Here is a 16,906-nt window from a genome sequence, read left to right on the forward strand (position 1 = left end):
AGTCAGAAATGTTAATTGGGAAGGAAATAAAAAAGTGGCAGGAATCGAACAAAAAAACATACGAAATTTTTGCATTATTGCACATATAGATCATGGAAAATCAACCTTGGCAGATCGTATTATAGAAAGAACGGGATTGCTTACCAGCAGAGAGATGCAGTCTCAAGTTTTAGACAACATGGATCTTGAGAGAGAGCGCGGTATTACAATTAAAGCACAAACGGTACGTACCGTTTATAAAGCAGAAGACGGAGAAGAATATGTCTTTAACTTGATTGATACTCCAGGACATGTGGATTTCAATTATGAAGTATCAAGAAGCCTTGCGGCTTGTGATGGTGCCATCTTAGTGGTGGATGCGGCACAAGGAGTAGAAGCCCAGACTCTGGCCAATGTTTATTTGGCATTAGACCATGACCTTGATGTGGTACCGGTGATTAATAAAGTGGATTTACCCAGTGCCGAGCCAGAACGGGTGATTGAAGAAATTGAAGATGTAATCGGAATAGAGGCTCAGGATGCACCCCTGATTTCGGCGAAAACAGGACTGAATATTGACCAGGTATTGGAACAAATTGTGAAGAAAATTCCGGCACCATCAGGAGATCCAAGTGCACCTTTACAGGCTTTGATTTTTGATTCCTTGTATGACGCCTACAAAGGAGTAATCGTTTTTTGTAGAATTATGGAAGGAAATGTTAAAAAGGGAGATCCCATCCTTATGATGGCAACGGGAGCAAAGGCTGAGGTTGTGGAAGTAGGATATTTCGGAGCCGGACGGTTTATTCCTTGTGATGAATTAAGTGCTGGAACCGTTGGTTATATTACGGCAAGTCTTAAGAATGTTAAAGATACTCAAGTGGGAGATACCGTAACGAGTCCGGTAAGGCCATGCGAAGAGCCCTTGCCGGGATATAAAAAAGTAAATCCGATGGTATACTGTGGTTTATACCCGGCAGACGGAGCTAAGTATCAGGACTTAAGAGATGCGCTGGAAAAGCTTCAGTTAAATGATGCGGCTCTTCAATACGAACCGGAGACATCGATTGCACTAGGTTTTGGTTTCCGATGTGGATTCCTGGGATTATTGCATTTGGAAATCATTCAGGAGAGACTGGAGAGGGAATACAACCTGGATCTTGTAACAACTGCACCGGGAGTTGTGTACCGAGTGTATAAATCGAATGGGGAAATGATTGAGCTGACAAACCCTTCAAACTTACCAGATCCATCAGAGATTGAATATATGGAAGAACCTGTGGTGAAAGCAGAGATTATGGTAACTTCTCCTTATATTGGCGCTATTATGGATTTGTGCCAGGAGAGAAGAGGCCAGTATGAGGGTATGGAATACATAGAGGAGACACGGGCGGTATTGCATTATCAGCTTCCGCTAAATGAAATCATTTATGACTTCTTTGATGCTTTAAAGTCTCGTTCAAAAGGCTATGCCTCTTTTGATTATGAGATGAATGGTTACCAACGATCCGAGCTTGTGAAGCTGGATATATTGATTAATAAAGAAGAAGTGGATGCCCTTTCCTTCATCGTTCATGCTGGAACAGCTTATGAGCGGGGAAGAAAGATGTGTGAAAAGCTAAAAGAGGAGATTCCAAGACAGCTTTTTGAAGTGCCGATTCAAGCAGCAATTGGAAGTAAGGTTATTGCAAGAGAAACTGTTCGTGCAATGCGAAAGGATGTGCTTGCAAAATGCTACGGTGGTGACATTTCAAGAAAGAGAAAACTCTTAGAAAAGCAAAAAGAAGGAAAGAAACGTATGAGGCAAGTAGGAAACGTAGAAATTCCTCAGAAAGCTTTCATGAGTGTCCTGAAATTGGATGATAAATAAGATGAAAAAACTAGGACTGTATATCCACATACCCTTTTGCATTAAGAAATGCAATTACTGCGACTTCCCATCTCAAAAAGGGACGCTCCAGGAGCAAAAGACTTATGTGACAAATTTGTTGAGGAAGCTTGATACGTATCGTGAAATGGCAAAAGATTATCAAGTGGATACAATTTTTATTGGAGGGGGGACCCCCTCCATTTTAGAACCGGGAGAAATAAAAAGACTGATGGAAAAGGTTTACAGCATCTTCTCTGTTGAGGCGGATGCCGAGATTTCCATAGAAATGAATCCTGGAACGGCAACAAAGGAAAAAGTAGGAGAGTATAAGCAGGCAGGAATCAACCGATTAAGTATCGGTTTGCAATCAGCCAAAGACGAAGAATTGAAAATCCTGGGACGGATTCACACTTTTGAGGATTTTCTACGAAGTTATGAAATGGTACGAAACGAAGGATTTTCAAATGTTAATGTGGATCTCATGTTTGGAATCCCCAAGCAGACCAGTGATAGCTTTGTAAGCACACTTAAAAAAACGGCCGCCTTAAATCCGGAGCATCTGTCTGTTTACAGCCTTATTATTGAAGAAGGAACTCCGTTTTTTCAATGGTATCAACAAAAGGAAATGGTACTTCCAGACGAAGAGGAAGAAAGACAAATGTATAAAGGGGCACAGGAAATTCTCTGGAATTATGGATACAATCGCTATGAAATATCGAATTATGCCAAAAACGGGTATGAATGCAGACATAACTTAAAATATTGGAATATGGATGAATATCTGGGAATAGGAAGAAGTGCCGCGTCCTTTCTTGACAAGGAACGATTCGTGGAAAATGAAAAGCGAGAGGTATTAACCAGAGAAAGTCTTATGGAAGAGTTTATGTTTTTAGGACTTCGCAAGATGGAAGGCATTCGGGAAATGGATTTCCAAAAGAGATTTGCCCAAAATGTGGATGAAATTTATCAAAATGAACTTCTGAAATTGGTGGACAATAAGCTTCTGATGCGAGAAGAGGGAAGGATTTTTTTGACGGAGAGAGGGATTGATATCAGCAACTATGTGATGCAGCATTTTATTTTTGACAAAGAATAGGAGGTTTCTATGTTAGATGCAATTAAAAACAGACGAAGTGTAAGAAAATACACAAATACACCAGTGGAAAAAGAAAAGCTTTTAGAGGTTATAAATGCAGCGCGGATGGCGCCTTCAGGACATAATATGCAGCCGTGGACATTTATTGTGATTGAAAATGAAGAGACGAAAAAAGCTCTTGCCTTTGCAGACCATGAGCAGTATTGGATGGAGGAGGCACCGGTATTAATTGCTTGTGTAGCCGATATTAGAAAATGGATTGGAGGAGAAAAGGTTTACGTCAATGAAACCAGTGATTTCTTTGCATTGAAACGTGTGATTCGTGATACCTCTATCGCAATTACCCATATTTTGTTGGAAGCAGAAAACCAAGGACTTTCCACTTGTTGGACAGGATGGTACCAGCAGCTAGACGTCAGACCCCTTTTAGACATACCGGAAGACCAGTATGTTGTAGGGATTGTAGCATTAGGATACGGTGCGGAACAACCAGAAGAAAGACCAAGAAAAAAGCTGGAAGAAATAATCCGATATGAAACCTGGGGAGAGGAACAATAGTTTTATAGAAGTTTTTGCATAATCAAAGAATAAACTTCTTCGCTGTTTTTGTACCAATTATCCGCAATTGTTTGCGCTTCTGCAATCGATGGAACGGAGACGTTTAAGTCAATCAGGGGAACGTTTCCTTCCATTACCCGCAGACGTACGGTGTATTCATGATTCACATTCTCATAATAATCTGCTTTAATCTGAGATTCTATTTTCAAATCATATTTTTTTTCGGACAGATAAACATCAATATCTGCAATGATATCTCCAGATATTTCTTTTGAAAAATAGTGGAGTGTTTTTTCACCCTCCTCTGTTAAATGGTAAAGAGTACGATTGTGGGTGTTTTCCACACGAATAAAGCCGGAATTTTCTAGTTCCGACAAGGTTTGCTGCAGCTTAAAATATGTGGTGTAACCCTTGTCTAAGATGAAATCTGAAATCTGTGAGGTTGCCAAGGGGAAGTCCACCTTGTTTAACATGTATAATACGATTAATTTATAAAGCAAGTTTACGTCTGCCATTTTATTTCAGCTCCTTTCCCTGCCAAATATCCTGTTCCTTCAAATAGTGGTGAAGTCTGTTTAATACCAGTTTTTTGTTTGCTGTCCATTTTGGCTCGATGAGTAAGTTTTTTGGGCCGTCTCCTGTTAAACGGTGTATGACAATATCAGGGTCTAAATGCCCGATGCAAAATCCGATGAAATCCAAATATTCCTCCAAGGATGGAATACAGAAAGGAGACTGCTCAAACAGTACGCCTAAATCTGTCTGTTTTAAAATGTAGAGCAAAGAAATTTTTACCCCCCATATAGGAGACTGGTTAATGTATTGTAATGTTTCGTAAATCTCTTTCTGGCTTTCGCCGGGAAGTCCCAGTATCATGTGGACAACCACGGGAATTTTATGGATGTTCAATTGATTCAAAGCTTTATCGAAGGTTTGGTGGGAATAGCCTCTGCGAATAAAGTCAATACTTTTCTCGTGGATTGTCTGTAATCCTAGTTCGATCCAAACCGGCTTTATTTTATGAATGCGGCAAAGCACATCAATAATCTCATCCGGGAGACAGTCACCTCGGGTTGCAATTGATATCGCCTTAATGTCAGGATGGTTTGCAGCCTCCAGATAAAGAGATTCCAGTCTTTGAGGATTGCCATATGTATTGGTAAAGGCTTGGAAATAAGCAATATAAGAGGAACCTTTATATTTATCTCCAATCCGAAGTTTTTCTGCTTCAATTTGTTCTGTAATGGACAAAGAAGAAGAGGAAGTGAAATCCCCAGAGCCACCGCTGCTGCAGAATATACAGCCTCTTGTATCAAGAGAGCCATCACGGTTTGGACAAGTACAGCCTGTGTTTAAGGAGACTTTGTAGACTTTTTCTCCAAAGGTCTGCTTTAAATAATAGTCCAAAGAATGGTAAGGTTTATCGCCCCATGTTTTTTTCATAATTTGTTAATCCCTTCTGATAGGTATATTATCATATTTTTCATTGTATTTCCAAGATTTTTGTAGTATACTTTGAGAAGTGTATTCATCCAGTCGTTTCTGACGAAAATTCCAAGGGATAAAAGATAAATAATGAAAGAGAAAGGAAATAAAAACACAATGCGTGAAAAGTATGAGTCATTACCTCTTGCGACGCTAAAAGAATTGGCAAAGGCCAGAGGGATCAAGGGTATTTCAGCTCTAAAAAAGGCAGAACTCATTGAAGTAATGTTACAAGAAGACAAAAAGGCGGAAGTGGAGAAGGCAGAACAGGTTAAGACAGAGCCGGTTAAGACAGAGGCTGCAAAAACGGAAACAAAGGAATTTAAGGCTTTAGATAGTGGGGATAAGGCTTTTGGTATTTTAGAGGTGATGGCAGATGGTTTCGGTTTTATACGAAGCGATAATTATTTGCCGGGAGATGCGGATGTGTATGTGTCACCTTCCCAAATTCGTAAGTTTAATTTAAAGACTGGAGATATTTTAGAGGGACATACGAGAGTAAAAACCCAACAGGAAAAATTTAGCGCTTTATTATACCTGTCCAAAATAAACGGATTATCTCCTCGTGAAATAATCGGGCGTGGAAATTTTGAGGATATGACTCCCATTTTCCCTAATAAGCGTCTGAAATTAGAGACCACAAAAGATAATAGGGCAATGAGGGTAATGGATTTGATTTCACCAATTGGTAAGGGACAAAGAGGGATGATTGTTTCTCCACCAAAGGCTGGAAAAACAACTCTTTTAAAACAGGTGGCCTTATCTGTGAGAGAAAACAATCCAGAAGTACACATGCTGATTCTGCTTATTGATGAGCGTCCTGAGGAAGTGACGGATATTAAAGAAGCCATTGAGGGAGAAAATGTAGAGGTAATTTACTCGACTTTTGATGAATTGCCAGATCATCATAAGAGAGTTTCGGAAATGGTGATTGAACGGGCGAAGAGATTGGTAGAGCAAAAACAGGATGTAATGATTTTACTGGACAGCATTACAAGACTTGCAAGAGCATACAATCTAACTGTTCCGCCGTCAGGGCGAACACTTTCAGGTGGATTGGATCCGGCAGCACTTCATATGCCAAAACGTTTCTTTGGTGCGGCACGAAATATGAGAGAAGGCGGCAGTCTTACAATCTTAGCAACGGCTCTTGTAGACACAGGAAGTAAAATGGATGATGTGGTTTATGAAGAATTCAAAGGAACAGGTAATATGGAGCTTGTGTTGGATCGTAAAATGTCAGAACGTAGAATCTTCCCGGCAATCGATATTTTAAAATCTGGTACCAGACGAGATGACTTACTCTTTGAGGGAGAAGAAAAAGCGGCGACGGATTACATGCGCCGTAATCTTAATGGGAATCGAAGTGATGAAGCAGTTGACAAGATTCTTTATATGTTCTCAAAAACAGAAAATAATGTAGAATTTATTCAATGGTTAAAAAAGACGAAATTCAACTAGACAAAGACATGCTTTTATGATATACTAACAAAGCTGTTTAAAAGTGAAACAATCACGTGTATCGTGTGAAATAATAATTAAAAGAGGTGATACTATGAGAGAAGGAATACATCCAGATTACTATCAGGCAAAAGTGACCTGCAACTGTGGAAATGAATTTGTAACAGGTTCAACAAACAAAGAGATTCATGTGGAAATCTGTTCAAAGTGCCATCCATTCTACACAGGACAACAAAAAGCTACAAAAGCTCGTGGACGAGTTGATCAGTTTAACAAGAGATACGGAATGGACAAATAAGTATGTTACGAGGGTTGAGGTTTTTATAAATCTCAACCTTTTGTTTCATACCAAGAAATTTGTAAAAGGTGTAATGATATGAAAAGAACATCCAACATTGGTGGACAGGCTGTTTTGGAAGGGATTATGATGCGCCACGGCAATGAGTATGCATTGGCGGTTCGTACACCTCAAGGAGAAATAGCAGTTGAAAAGCATGAATATCAAAATTTTTTCAAATCCAAAAAGTTAACGACGACTCCTTTTATAAGAGGAGTATTTAATTTTATAGAATCGATGATTATGGGAGTGAAAACTCTGATGATCTCAGCAAATTATGCTATGGATGAAGATGAGGAAGAAGATAAGACAGAAAAGAGCGAGAAAAAAGAAAAGCTTATGATGACGATTACAACAATCGTATCCTTTGTTCTTGCAATTGGAATCTTTATGGTGCTTCCCTATTTGCTTATGAATTTGGTGAAACCATTCATTGCTTCCTATGCTATACGAACGATTATTGAAGGATTTCTTAGGATTGGCATTTTCGTATGTTATATTTTGCTGGTGTCTCGTATGGAGGACATTCAGAGAACTTTTATGTATCATGGAGCTGAGCATAAGTGCATTAATTGCATTGAAGATGGAAAAGAATTAACAGTAGAAAATGTAAGGGAATCATCCAGACAACATAAAAGATGTGGGACGAGCTTTATCTTTTTTGTTTTAATCATAAGTGTCATCTTATTGCTTTTAATTCCGGTGGAGTCTACCATCATGCGAATTGTCATTCGTCTTGCTCTTATGCCTGTGATAGCGGGAATATCTTACGAACTATTAAAGCTGGCAGGAAGAAGCGAAAATCCAATAATCAATTTGGTAAGCAAGCCAGGGTTGGCGATACAGAAGCTGACGACAAAAGAGCCAGATGATTCTATGATTGAAGTGGCGATTCGTGCAGTGGAAGAAGTGTTTGATTGGAGAGAGTTTTTAGATGAAGGAAAACCAGTGTCTTAAAGATGCATATGGCTGGGGGATGGATACCTTAAAAAAGGCCGGTGTTACAGAGTATGCAATAGATGCATTCTATTTACTGGAGTTTGTTACAGGAGTTTCCCGTGGAAACTATTATGCAAATCCGGAGGCAATGATAGGAGAAGAAGATTTACAAAAATATCAAAGCCTTATCCAAAAAAGAAGCAGAAAAATCCCGTTGCAGCATCTTACAATGGAACAGGAATTTATGGGTCTAAAGTTTTATGTCAATGAAGATGTATTAATTCCAAGACAAGATAGTGAAACATTGGTGGAAGAAGCCCTCGGTGAAATAGAAAATGAAAGCAAAGTCTTAGATATGTGTACAGGCTCAGGATGTCTTTTGCTCTCCCTTCTAAAACATACCAGGAAAAAGAACGTTGAAGGGACTGGTGTGGATATTTCACCAGATGCTCTAAGGGTTGCAAAAAGAAATGCAGAGAATTTAGGAGTGGATGCAGTTTTTTTTCAGAGTGATTTGTTCCAGCAGGTAGAAGGCAGATTCCAGATGATTCTGTCGAACCCGCCATATATCAGAAAAGAAGAAATCAACAGTTTGGAAGAAGAGGTAAAAATCCATGATCCAATGCTTGCATTGGATGGCGGAGAAGATGGCTTGGATTTTTATCGCCGGATCATTGAAATGAGCCCGAACCATCTAACAGAAGAGGGGATTCTGATTTTTGAAATCGGTTATGATCAGGCAGATGATGTGGTTCAGCTTTTAAAAATGAAAGATTTTCATGGAATTGTTGTGAAAAAAGATTTAACAGGTCTTGACCGGGTTGTAAAGGCTCGGTACAATGGCAGTGATGAGTAACAGGAGGAATTAGAGAAATATGTTTGATAAATTGGAAGATTTGCTCAGGAAGTATGATGAACTGATGAATGAGCTTTCTCAGCCGGAAGTAATTAATGATACCAAGCGCTATACGGCTCTTATGAAAGAAGAAAATGACTTGCGTCCTATTGTAGCAGCGTATAAAGAATACAAGGATTGTAAGACGAATATAGAAGACTCACTTGCCATGCTGGATGAAGAAAGCGATGATGAATTAAGAGAATTGGCAAAAATGGAATTGAATGATTCCAAGAGTCGTGTAGAAGAATTGGAGAAGGAGCTTAAGGTTCTTTTACTTCCCAAAGACCCAAATGATGATAAAAACGTTATGGTGGAAATTCGGGCAGGGGCAGGCGGAGACGAAGCAGCTTTGTTTGCAGCCGAGGTTTACCGTATGTATGTACATTATGCGGAAAGCAGACGCTGGAAGACTGAGATGATGTCTTTAAATGAAAATGGAATTGGTGGATTTAAGGAATGTGTTTTTATGATTTCGGGGCAAGGAGCATATTCCAGACTGAAATATGAAAGCGGTGTTCATCGTGTGCAAAGGGTGCCAGAAACAGAAAGTGGTGGAAGAATACATACCTCTACCATTACGGTTGCTATTATGCCAGAAGCCGAAGAAGTAGACGTTGAAATTGATATGAATGATATTAAATTTGATGTATTCCGTGCCTCAGGAAATGGTGGACAGAGTGTAAATACTACTGACTCTGCGGTTCGATTAACGCATATGCCTTCTGGTATTGTAATCTCTTCTCAGGATGAAAAGTCTCAGTTAAAGAACAAAGATAAAGCGATGAAAATATTGAGAGCCAGACTTTATGAACTGGAGATTCAGAAGAAGCAAAGCGAAGAAGCGAAGGAAAGAAGAAGCCAGGTGGGAACAGGAGACCGTTCCGAGAAAATCAGAACGTATAACTTCCCTCAGGGAAGAGTAACGGATCATCGAATCAAACTTACTTTGCATAAACTGGAATCCATTCTAAACGGAGATTTGGATGAGATTATCGATAGCTTAATTGCAGCGGATCAGGCAGCAAAATTAGCAAATATGAATCAGGACTAAATATTGGGCTGTCGTAGATAAATGCGGCAGCTCATTTTCCATATAGAGGAGAAGAAAATTGAAAGAAAATTTGAAAAAACTAATCGGGTATTATAAACCCTATAAAGCACTGTTTTTCAGTGATATGTTCTTTGCTATTATAGGGGCAGCAGTAACCTTGGTGATACCGCTTATTGTGCGCTATATTACCAATGACGTGATACACTATTCTCATGACAAAGCATTGCATACGGTATTGATGCTGGGGCTTGCTATGCTGGGATTGGTATTGATAGAGATGTTTTGTAATTTCTACATTGCTTACTTTGGACATATTATGGGTGCGAAGATTGAAGCAAACATGAGAAGAGATATCTTTGGACATTATACAAAGCTTACCTTTGCATTTTATGATAATCAAAAGGTTGGGTCTTTATTATCCAGAATCACCAGTGATTTGTTTGACATCAGTGAGTTACTGCACCATGGTCCAGAAGACCTTGTGATTTCAGTAATTAAAATTATTGGGTCTTTTATCATTTTACTGTTGGTCAATGTGAAGCTGGCTTTGGTTGCCTTTGCATTTATACCCATTATGGCAATTTATGCGTTTTACTACAATGGAAAGATGAAAAGTGCTTTTCGAAGAAACAGGGAACGTATTTCGGAAATTAACAGCCAGATAGAAGACAGTCTCTCCGGTATCCGTGTGGTCAAATCCTTTGCCAATGAAAAGGTAGAGATGAAAAAGTTCAAGGCAGGGAATGACCACTTTGTGGAAGCAAAGAAACTGAGCTACAAGTATATGGGGATTTATCACTCCGGCTTAGGGGCTATGAGTACCTTGATTACCGTAGCGGTTTTAGTGGTAGGTGTATTTTTCATGATACAAGGGCAAGTAGAAGTGACAGACTTAATCACATTTTTACTCTACATCAATAACTTTACTGAGCCAGTGAAAAAGCTGGTAAACTTTACGGAACAATTTCAAAATGGATACTCTGGTTTTGAACGTTTCTTGGAAATACTGGCTATTGCACCAGATATCAAAGACAGAGAAGAAGCAGTCAGTGTGGAAATGTTAAAAGGAGAAATTGAATTTAAAGATGTGTCTTTCCAATACGAAGAAAAAAATGAAAAGGTTCTTAGTCATATTAACCTTCAGGTAAAAGCGGGAGAATATGTTGCACTTGTTGGACCTTCCGGGGTAGGAAAAACAACCTTATGTAGTTTGATTCCCAGGTTTTATGAGGTGTCAAAAGGAAAGATACTTATTGATCATATGGATATTCGGGATATCAAGCTAAAGGATTTACGGGAAAACATTGGAATTGTTCAGCAGGACGTATATCTTTTTGCAGGAACGATTATGGATAATATACGTTATGGAAAATACGATGCGACAGATGAGGAAGTCATTCGGGCAGCGAAAAATGCCAATGCCCATGAATTTATTATGAGCTTCCCGGAGGGGTACAATACAGATATAGGACAAAGAGGTGTGAAGTTGTCAGGTGGACAGAAACAACGCCTTTCAATCGCCCGGGTATTTTTGAAAAATCCATCCATTCTCATTTTTGATGAAGCAACTTCTGCATTGGATAATGAGAGTGAAAATGTAGTTCAAAAATCAATGGAAGGGTTGGCGGAGAACCGGACTACCTTTGTGATTGCCCATCGCCTCAGCACAATAAGAAATGCCAAGAAGATTTTGGTTTTAACAGAAAGAGGCATTGTAGAAGAAGGAACTCATGAGGAATTACTCCAGGAAAATGGTGTATATGAGTCTTTATATCATAGGAATTTTAATTAAGATGTGGTACAATACTTTTTGGAAAGTGAGACAATATTATGACAGATTTGAATTTTAAAAAAGCAACCTTAGAAGATAAAGATATAATTAGTCACTATTTTAATCATCACACAGGAAGAAGCTGTGAAAGAACATTTGCAAACATCTATTTGTGGTCGAAATCCAGCCCGGTAACCTTTGCAATTATTGAAGATACCTTGGTATTTAAACGAGAAGTAGAGGGTGATTTGGCATTTACTTATCCAGCGGGAAAAATAGAAAATATAGATAAAACAATTGGAATTCTGGAGCAATATAGTGAAGAAAAAGGATTTCCTTTCAAAATGTATTTCGTAACAGAAAATCAGTTTGAAGAAATTGAAGAGGCGTATCCTGATAAATTTCAGATCGAATATGTAAGAGATGTGGCGGATTACGTTTATGAACAGGAAAAGCTTGCAACTCTGGCAGGAAAGAAGCTTCATGGGAAAAGAAACCATATTAACAAGTTTCTTAAAGTGAATGAAGGACGATGGGCTTATGAACCCATGTCCAAAGAGAACTTGGAAGATTGTTTTCAAATGAATCTCAAGTGGTGTCAGCAAAAAGGCTGTTTTGAAGACGAAGAACAAACCGCTGAAATGATGGTGGCACAAAATGCCCTAAGATTATTTGAAGAGCTTGAACTCACGGGAGGCGTTATAAGACTGGATGGAGAGGTGATTGCCTATACCATCGGGGAGAGAGTGAGCTCAGATACCTTTGTGGTCCACATCGAAAAAGCCTTTGCTGATATAGATGGAGCATATCCGATGATTAACCAGCAGTTTGTAATTCATGCCTGTGAAGGATATACCTATGTCAATCGGGAAGATGATGCGGGAGTAGAAGGTTTGAGAAAAGCAAAGCTATCTTATTATCCGGCATTCTTGTTGCAAAAGGGAGAAGTTACGTTGAAGGAGAGATAAAATGATTGCAGAAAAAATGATGAAGATGGTAGAAGGAAGCTCAGCCATAAGAGCAATGTTTGAAGAAGGAAACCGCCTTGCGAAAATACACGGAAGAGAAAATGTATTTGATTTCAGCCTGGGGAATCCAAATGTAGAAGCACCTAAGAGAGTCAATGAAAGTATAAAAGAGATTGTGGATGAGGTGCCTTCTTTGGAGCTGCACGGTTATAATAACAGCAATAGTGGATTTGAAGATGTCAGAGAATGCGTTGCAAATTCCTTGAATCAGAAATTTGAGACACACTTCAATGCTTCGAATATTATTATGACGGTTGGAGCAGCTGGTGGATTAAATGTAATCTTAAAAGCAATCCTAAATCCGGGAGATGAGGTGATTGTGTTTGCTCCTTATTTTGGGGAGTATCGTTCTTACGTAAGCAATTATGATGGAGTAATTGTTGAGGTTTCTCCAAATCTTGAAAACTTCATGCCAAAACTGGATGAGTTCAAAGAGAAAATCACAAAGAAAACAAAGGCTGTTATAATCAATACTCCAAATAATCCGACTGGTGTTGTGTATTCGGAGGATACGATAAAAGAAATCAGTAGAATTTTACTGGAAAAAGAACGTGAATATAACACATCAATTTGTCTTGTATCGGATGAACCTTATCGGGAATTGGTGTATGGTGATATTGAGGTGCCTTTTCTGACCCAATATTATCATAATACAGTTGTTGGATATTCTTTCAGCAAATCCTTATCTCTTCCGGGAGAACGTATCGGGTATTTAGTGATTCCAGATGAAATGACAGACAGCGAGAATTTAAAGGTGGCAGCTGGAGTTGCAACGCGAATCTTAGGGTATGTAAATGCTCCGAATATTCAACAGAAGCTGGTTATGAAATGCATCAATGAAAAAACGGATTTATCCTATTATGCAAAGAATAGAGATGCTTTATACAAAGGGCTTACAGAAGCTGGATTTGAATGTGTAAAGCCACAGGGGGCATTCTATCAGTTTATGAAGTCTCCTGTAGCAGATGAAAAAGAATTTGTTAAAAAGGCAAAAGAATATAATATCCTTATTGTTCCGGGAACGTCTTTTGGATGCCCGGGATACGTAAGAATAGCCTACTGTGTTGCCTATGAGACAATTCAAAATTCACTTCCGAAATTCAAGGAATTGGCAAAGGAATTTGGACTATGAAATCATTTGAAGCAAATATAAAAAAAGTGGTTCCTTATACACCGGGGGAGCAGCCACAAAACAAGGTAATCAAGTTGAATACCAATGAAAATCCATATCCTCCTTCAAAAGAGGTGGAGAAGGTGCTGCATAATTTTGATGTGGATGTGCTTCGTCTTTACCCTGACCCAACCATAAAGGAACTGGTAGATACGATTGCAGATTATCACGGTGTAGACCCAGAACAGGTTTTTGCAGGAGTAGGCTCGGATGAGGTGTTAGCCCTTTCGTTTTTAACGTTTTTTCATGGGAAAAAGCCAATTCTTTTCCCGAAGGTGACGTATTCCTTCTATAAAGTCTGGGCGGATTTATATGACATTCCTTACAAATGCACGGAGTTAGATGAGAATTTCGTAATCGAAAAAGAAGATTTTTATGAGGATAATGGTGGCATTATTATACCGAATCCAAATGCACCAACATCTCTTTATATGGAACTTTCAGAGATAGAAGATATTTTAAAGCATAATCAGGATGTGGTTGTCATTATTGATGAGGCCTATATTGATTATGCAAAAGAATCAGCGTTAAAGCTTTTGGATCGTTACGAGAATTTATTAGTGATACGCACGTTTTCAAAATCAAGGTCTATGGCAGGTATGCGAATTGGTTATGGGATTGGAAGTAAAGTTTTAATTAAACATCTGAATAATACGAAGCATTCCTTTAATTCCTACACACTAAATGCAGTTTCGATTCAGTGTGGAAAGGCTTCAATCGAAGATGATGCTTATTTTAAAGAGATGATTGCCCGTGTCATTGAAACGAGAGAACAAGTGAAAATAGAGTTGAAAAGTCTTGGGTTTACGGTTTTAGATTCATCAACAAATTTTCTGTTTGTAAAACATAAAGAAGCAAATGCAAAGAAATTATTTGAAGCTTTAAAAGCAAAGGATATTTATGTGAGACACTGGATGGATGAGCCGGTATCTGATTATTTGAGGATTTCCATTGGAACCAATGAAGAGATGGAGAAGCTCATCAAGTTTATGAAAGAATATTTGAATTGAAACGAGGAGACTAGATGCTGGAAATCATGACAGTTATGAAGGGATTTGTTGTGGGAGCTTTTATGCTCGTTCCGGGAGTGAGTGGGGGGACCATGTGTATGGTCTTTAAGGTCTATGATCGTTTGATTGAATCCGTAAGCCGTTTTACGGATAATGTAAAAAAGAATTTTTTCTTTTTAATTCAATTTGTACTGGGAGCGGGAGTGGCATTTTTGTTATTGTCAAAAGTGGTGACAGGACTGAATATTGCTTTTCCAAAAGAAGTGGCTTTTTTCGTGATGGGAGCAATTGCAGCCGGTCTTCCGGTCATTTATAAAGAAGCGAAGGTTGAAAAACTCTCACCAAAGATACTTTTTTATGGTGCATTGGGATTGCTGATTGTGTTTCTGTTTACCAGACTGCCTAAGAACCTCTTTACGGTTACAGATTTGAATTTGGTTACCGTAATCATACAAATTTTTGCAGGAGTATTAGGAGCCTTGGGTTTGATTTTACCGGGGATATCTTTTTCAGCGATGCTCTATATGATGGGGGTATATAATTTTATCTATGGAGCCATAGGTGACCGGAATTTTTTAGTACTGATTCCTTTTGGCATTGGAATGCTTTTAGGCGTGATTCTATTAACACGAATATTGGAATTGGCAATGAAAAAGCATCCAACACCAACTTATCTGGTTATTATTGGATTTGTAATTGGCTCTATAGGTGATATAATAAAAGAAATGGATGGTTTGCCCAAAGGATCACAGTGGGTGGTTTGTATTGTAACTTTTATAGTTGGATTTGTCTCCATTTATCTAATGGGGAAATGGGAAGAAAGGAAAATGAAAAATGAGATATGATGTGTGCGCTCTGGGAGAGACGTTAATTGATTTTACTACTTATGGAGAAAGTGACCAAGGAAATACAGTATTCGAGGCCTGCCCGGGAGGAGCGCCCTGTAACGTATTGACAATGTTGACAAAATTGGGAAGAGACACTGCTTTTATTGGAAAAGTAGGGAAAGACCAATTTGGGAAGACATTAATCGAGACGATTAAAAAGGTCGGTGTGGAGACCAAAGGTATTGTGGAAGACGAAAAAGTCAATACAACCCTTGCCTTTGTACATACCTTTCCTGACGGGGACAGAGATTTTTCATTTTATCGAAATCCAGGAGCAGATATGATGCTTACAAGTGAGGAAGTGGATTTTGATTTGATAAAAGATTCAAAAGTGTTTCATTTTGGAACTCTTTCGATGACTTCAGAACCAGTTTACGGTGCAACAATGGAGGCATTAAAAGTAGCGAAAGAAAACAATGTGCTTATTAGCTTCGACCCGAATCTGCGTCCTCCTCTATGGGATACTTTAGAACGGGCAAAAGAAATGATGGAGTTAGGATTTGCACAGTGTGATATCCTGAAAATATCAGACAATGAAATTCAATTTGTAACAGGAGTAGAGGATTACGACGAAGGCATTCGTATCATCCGTGAGAAATATAATATTCCGTTGGTTTTCCTGACGATGGGAAAGGATGGAAGCAGGGCCTATTATAAGGATATTCGAGTGGAAATGCCAGGATATAAGGTGGAAACAATTGAAACCACTGGTGCAGGAGATACTTTTACAGCCTGTGGAATCGGTGGAGTCCTGGAACATGGCATTGAGAACTTGAACAAAGAGAATTTGGCTGAAATTATCGATTTTGCAAATGCAGCAGCGGCATGTACGACAACAAGAAAAGGTGCAATTTTATCGATGCCAGATATCGAAGAAGTAGAAGCATTAAGAAATAAAAGCCGTCAATAAAAGGAGCGATCAAGATGATTGTGGAAAACGAAGAAAAGCGAACAAAAATATGGAGAATTGTTTTTGGAATCTCCACAATTGCTGTTGTAATAGTAGCAGTAATGATTTTGGTTAAAATGTTTACAACAAATCCGATTAGCGGAAGCTGGCAAGCGGATGATGGCAGCATGGAAATGAATTTAAATAGCAGTAATGTGGCAAAAATCACTCTCTTAGATGGAGATGAAAAGGGAGAAAGTGTGGAGTTTCGCTATACATTGAGTCGTTCCGAAAAGAAAGTAAGTTTTCAGGAGATGGGAAAATCCTCAGACAATGGACTCCTTAACATCCTATCCGGCACCTTTAATTACAATGTGGAAGGTGGAATGCTAACCTTGACAAATCCGGAGTACGGAGAACAATATATGTTTGAGAAGAAATAAAGTGAAAAGAAGAAGGAAAGGAGCTGTTGCAAA

The 16,906-nt window shown here is 38.8% G+C and carries 17 protein-coding genes; 15 read left to right on the forward strand and 2 right to left on the reverse strand.

Features of this window, described 5'->3' with window-relative positions; translation table 11 throughout:
• Positions 1–34 precede the first annotated feature (34 nt).
• Genes lepA through NHH15_RS07720 form a run of 3 tightly spaced genes read left to right on the forward strand, consistent with a single transcriptional unit; the run spans position 35 to position 3,503 of the window.
• A complete protein-coding gene (gene lepA / locus NHH15_RS07710) occupies positions 35–1,849 on the forward strand; it encodes a translation elongation factor 4 (RefSeq protein ID WP_262066072.1) in 1,815 nt (604 codons plus the stop codon).
• Position 1,850: 1 nt separating this feature from the next.
• Entirely contained in the window at positions 1,851–2,945 is a 1,095-nt protein-coding gene (gene hemW / locus NHH15_RS07715) for a radical SAM family heme chaperone HemW (protein ID WP_262066073.1), read from the forward strand.
• 9 nt (positions 2,946–2,954) lie between these two features.
• Positions 2,955–3,503 carry a nitroreductase family protein gene (locus tag NHH15_RS07720; protein WP_262066074.1) on the forward strand — a complete coding sequence of 183 codons (549 nt, stop codon included), beginning with the start codon at positions 2,955–2,957 and terminating at the stop codon, positions 3,501–3,503.
• 2 nt (positions 3,504–3,505) lie between these two features.
• On the opposite strand, the gene NHH15_RS07725 is transcribed toward NHH15_RS07720, so the two are convergent.
• On the reverse strand, positions 3,506–4,018 hold the full coding sequence (locus tag NHH15_RS07725) for a DUF4364 family protein (protein WP_262066075.1): 513 nt from the start codon (positions 4,016–4,018) through the stop codon (positions 3,506–3,508).
• 1 nt (position 4,019) lies between these two features.
• On the reverse strand, positions 4,020–4,946 hold the full coding sequence (gene mnmL, locus NHH15_RS07730) for a tRNA modification radical SAM protein MnmL/YtqA (RefSeq protein WP_262066076.1): 927 nt from the start codon (positions 4,944–4,946) through the stop codon (positions 4,020–4,022).
• A 159-nt stretch (positions 4,947–5,105) separates the two neighbouring features.
• Between mnmL and rho the strand changes: the two genes are divergently transcribed.
• The 12 genes from rho (at position 5,106) to NHH15_RS07790 (ending at position 16,873) form a co-directional block, all read left to right on the forward strand.
• Entirely contained in the window at positions 5,106–6,449 is a 1,344-nt protein-coding gene (gene rho, locus NHH15_RS07735) for a transcription termination factor Rho (RefSeq protein WP_262066131.1), read from the forward strand.
• A gap of 94 nt (positions 6,450–6,543) precedes the next feature.
• The gene (gene rpmE / locus NHH15_RS07740) at positions 6,544–6,747 is read left to right on the forward strand and encodes a 50S ribosomal protein L31 (protein ID WP_262066077.1); all 204 of its coding nucleotides are present in this window, start codon (positions 6,544–6,546) and stop codon (positions 6,745–6,747) included.
• A gap of 78 nt (positions 6,748–6,825) precedes the next feature.
• Entirely contained in the window at positions 6,826–7,743 is a 918-nt protein-coding gene (locus tag NHH15_RS07745; protein WP_262066078.1) for a DUF1385 domain-containing protein, read from the forward strand.
• Positions 7,721–8,581: a peptide chain release factor N(5)-glutamine methyltransferase gene (gene prmC, locus NHH15_RS07750; protein ID WP_262066079.1), complete on the forward strand. Its 861-nt coding sequence runs from the start codon at positions 7,721–7,723 to the stop codon at positions 8,579–8,581. The genes NHH15_RS07745 and prmC overlap by 23 nt, the downstream gene beginning before the upstream one ends.
• Positions 8,582–8,600: 19 nt before the next feature.
• Positions 8,601–9,674: a peptide chain release factor 1 gene (gene prfA, locus NHH15_RS07755; RefSeq protein ID WP_262066080.1), complete on the forward strand. Its 1,074-nt coding sequence runs from the start codon at positions 8,601–8,603 to the stop codon at positions 9,672–9,674.
• A 58-nt stretch (positions 9,675–9,732) separates the two neighbouring features.
• The gene (locus NHH15_RS07760; protein WP_262066081.1) at positions 9,733–11,466 is read left to right on the forward strand and encodes an ABC transporter ATP-binding protein; all 1,734 of its coding nucleotides are present in this window, start codon (positions 9,733–9,735) and stop codon (positions 11,464–11,466) included.
• A 38-nt stretch (positions 11,467–11,504) separates the two neighbouring features.
• Positions 11,505–12,413 carry a DUF2156 domain-containing protein gene (locus NHH15_RS07765; protein ID WP_262066082.1) on the forward strand — a complete coding sequence of 303 codons (909 nt, stop codon included), beginning with the start codon at positions 11,505–11,507 and terminating at the stop codon, positions 12,411–12,413.
• A 1-nt stretch (position 12,414) separates the two neighbouring features.
• Positions 12,415–13,605, forward strand: coding sequence for a pyridoxal phosphate-dependent aminotransferase (locus tag NHH15_RS07770; protein ID WP_262066083.1), 1,191 nt, complete (start codon positions 12,415–12,417; stop codon positions 13,603–13,605).
• Positions 13,602–14,654, forward strand: coding sequence for a histidinol-phosphate transaminase (hisC, locus tag NHH15_RS07775; RefSeq protein ID WP_262066084.1), 1,053 nt, complete (start codon positions 13,602–13,604; stop codon positions 14,652–14,654). Before NHH15_RS07770 ends, hisC begins: the two co-directional genes overlap by 4 nt.
• 14 nt (positions 14,655–14,668) lie before the next feature.
• A complete protein-coding gene (locus tag NHH15_RS07780) occupies positions 14,669–15,499 on the forward strand; it encodes a DUF368 domain-containing protein (RefSeq protein WP_262066085.1) in 831 nt (276 codons plus the stop codon).
• Complete coding sequence (locus NHH15_RS07785; RefSeq protein ID WP_262066086.1) at positions 15,489–16,451, forward strand: carbohydrate kinase family protein; 963 nt, start codon at positions 15,489–15,491, stop codon at positions 16,449–16,451. Before NHH15_RS07780 ends, NHH15_RS07785 begins: the two co-directional genes overlap by 11 nt.
• Positions 16,452–16,465: 14 nt before the next feature.
• Positions 16,466–16,873: a hypothetical protein gene (locus NHH15_RS07790; protein WP_262066087.1), complete on the forward strand. Its 408-nt coding sequence runs from the start codon at positions 16,466–16,468 to the stop codon at positions 16,871–16,873.
• Positions 16,874–16,906: the final 33 nt, after the last annotated feature.

The sequence above is a fragment of the Aequitasia blattaphilus genome (assembly GCF_024721305.1).
GTDB lineage: Bacteria > Bacillota > Clostridia > Lachnospirales > Lachnospiraceae > Aequitasia > Aequitasia blattaphila.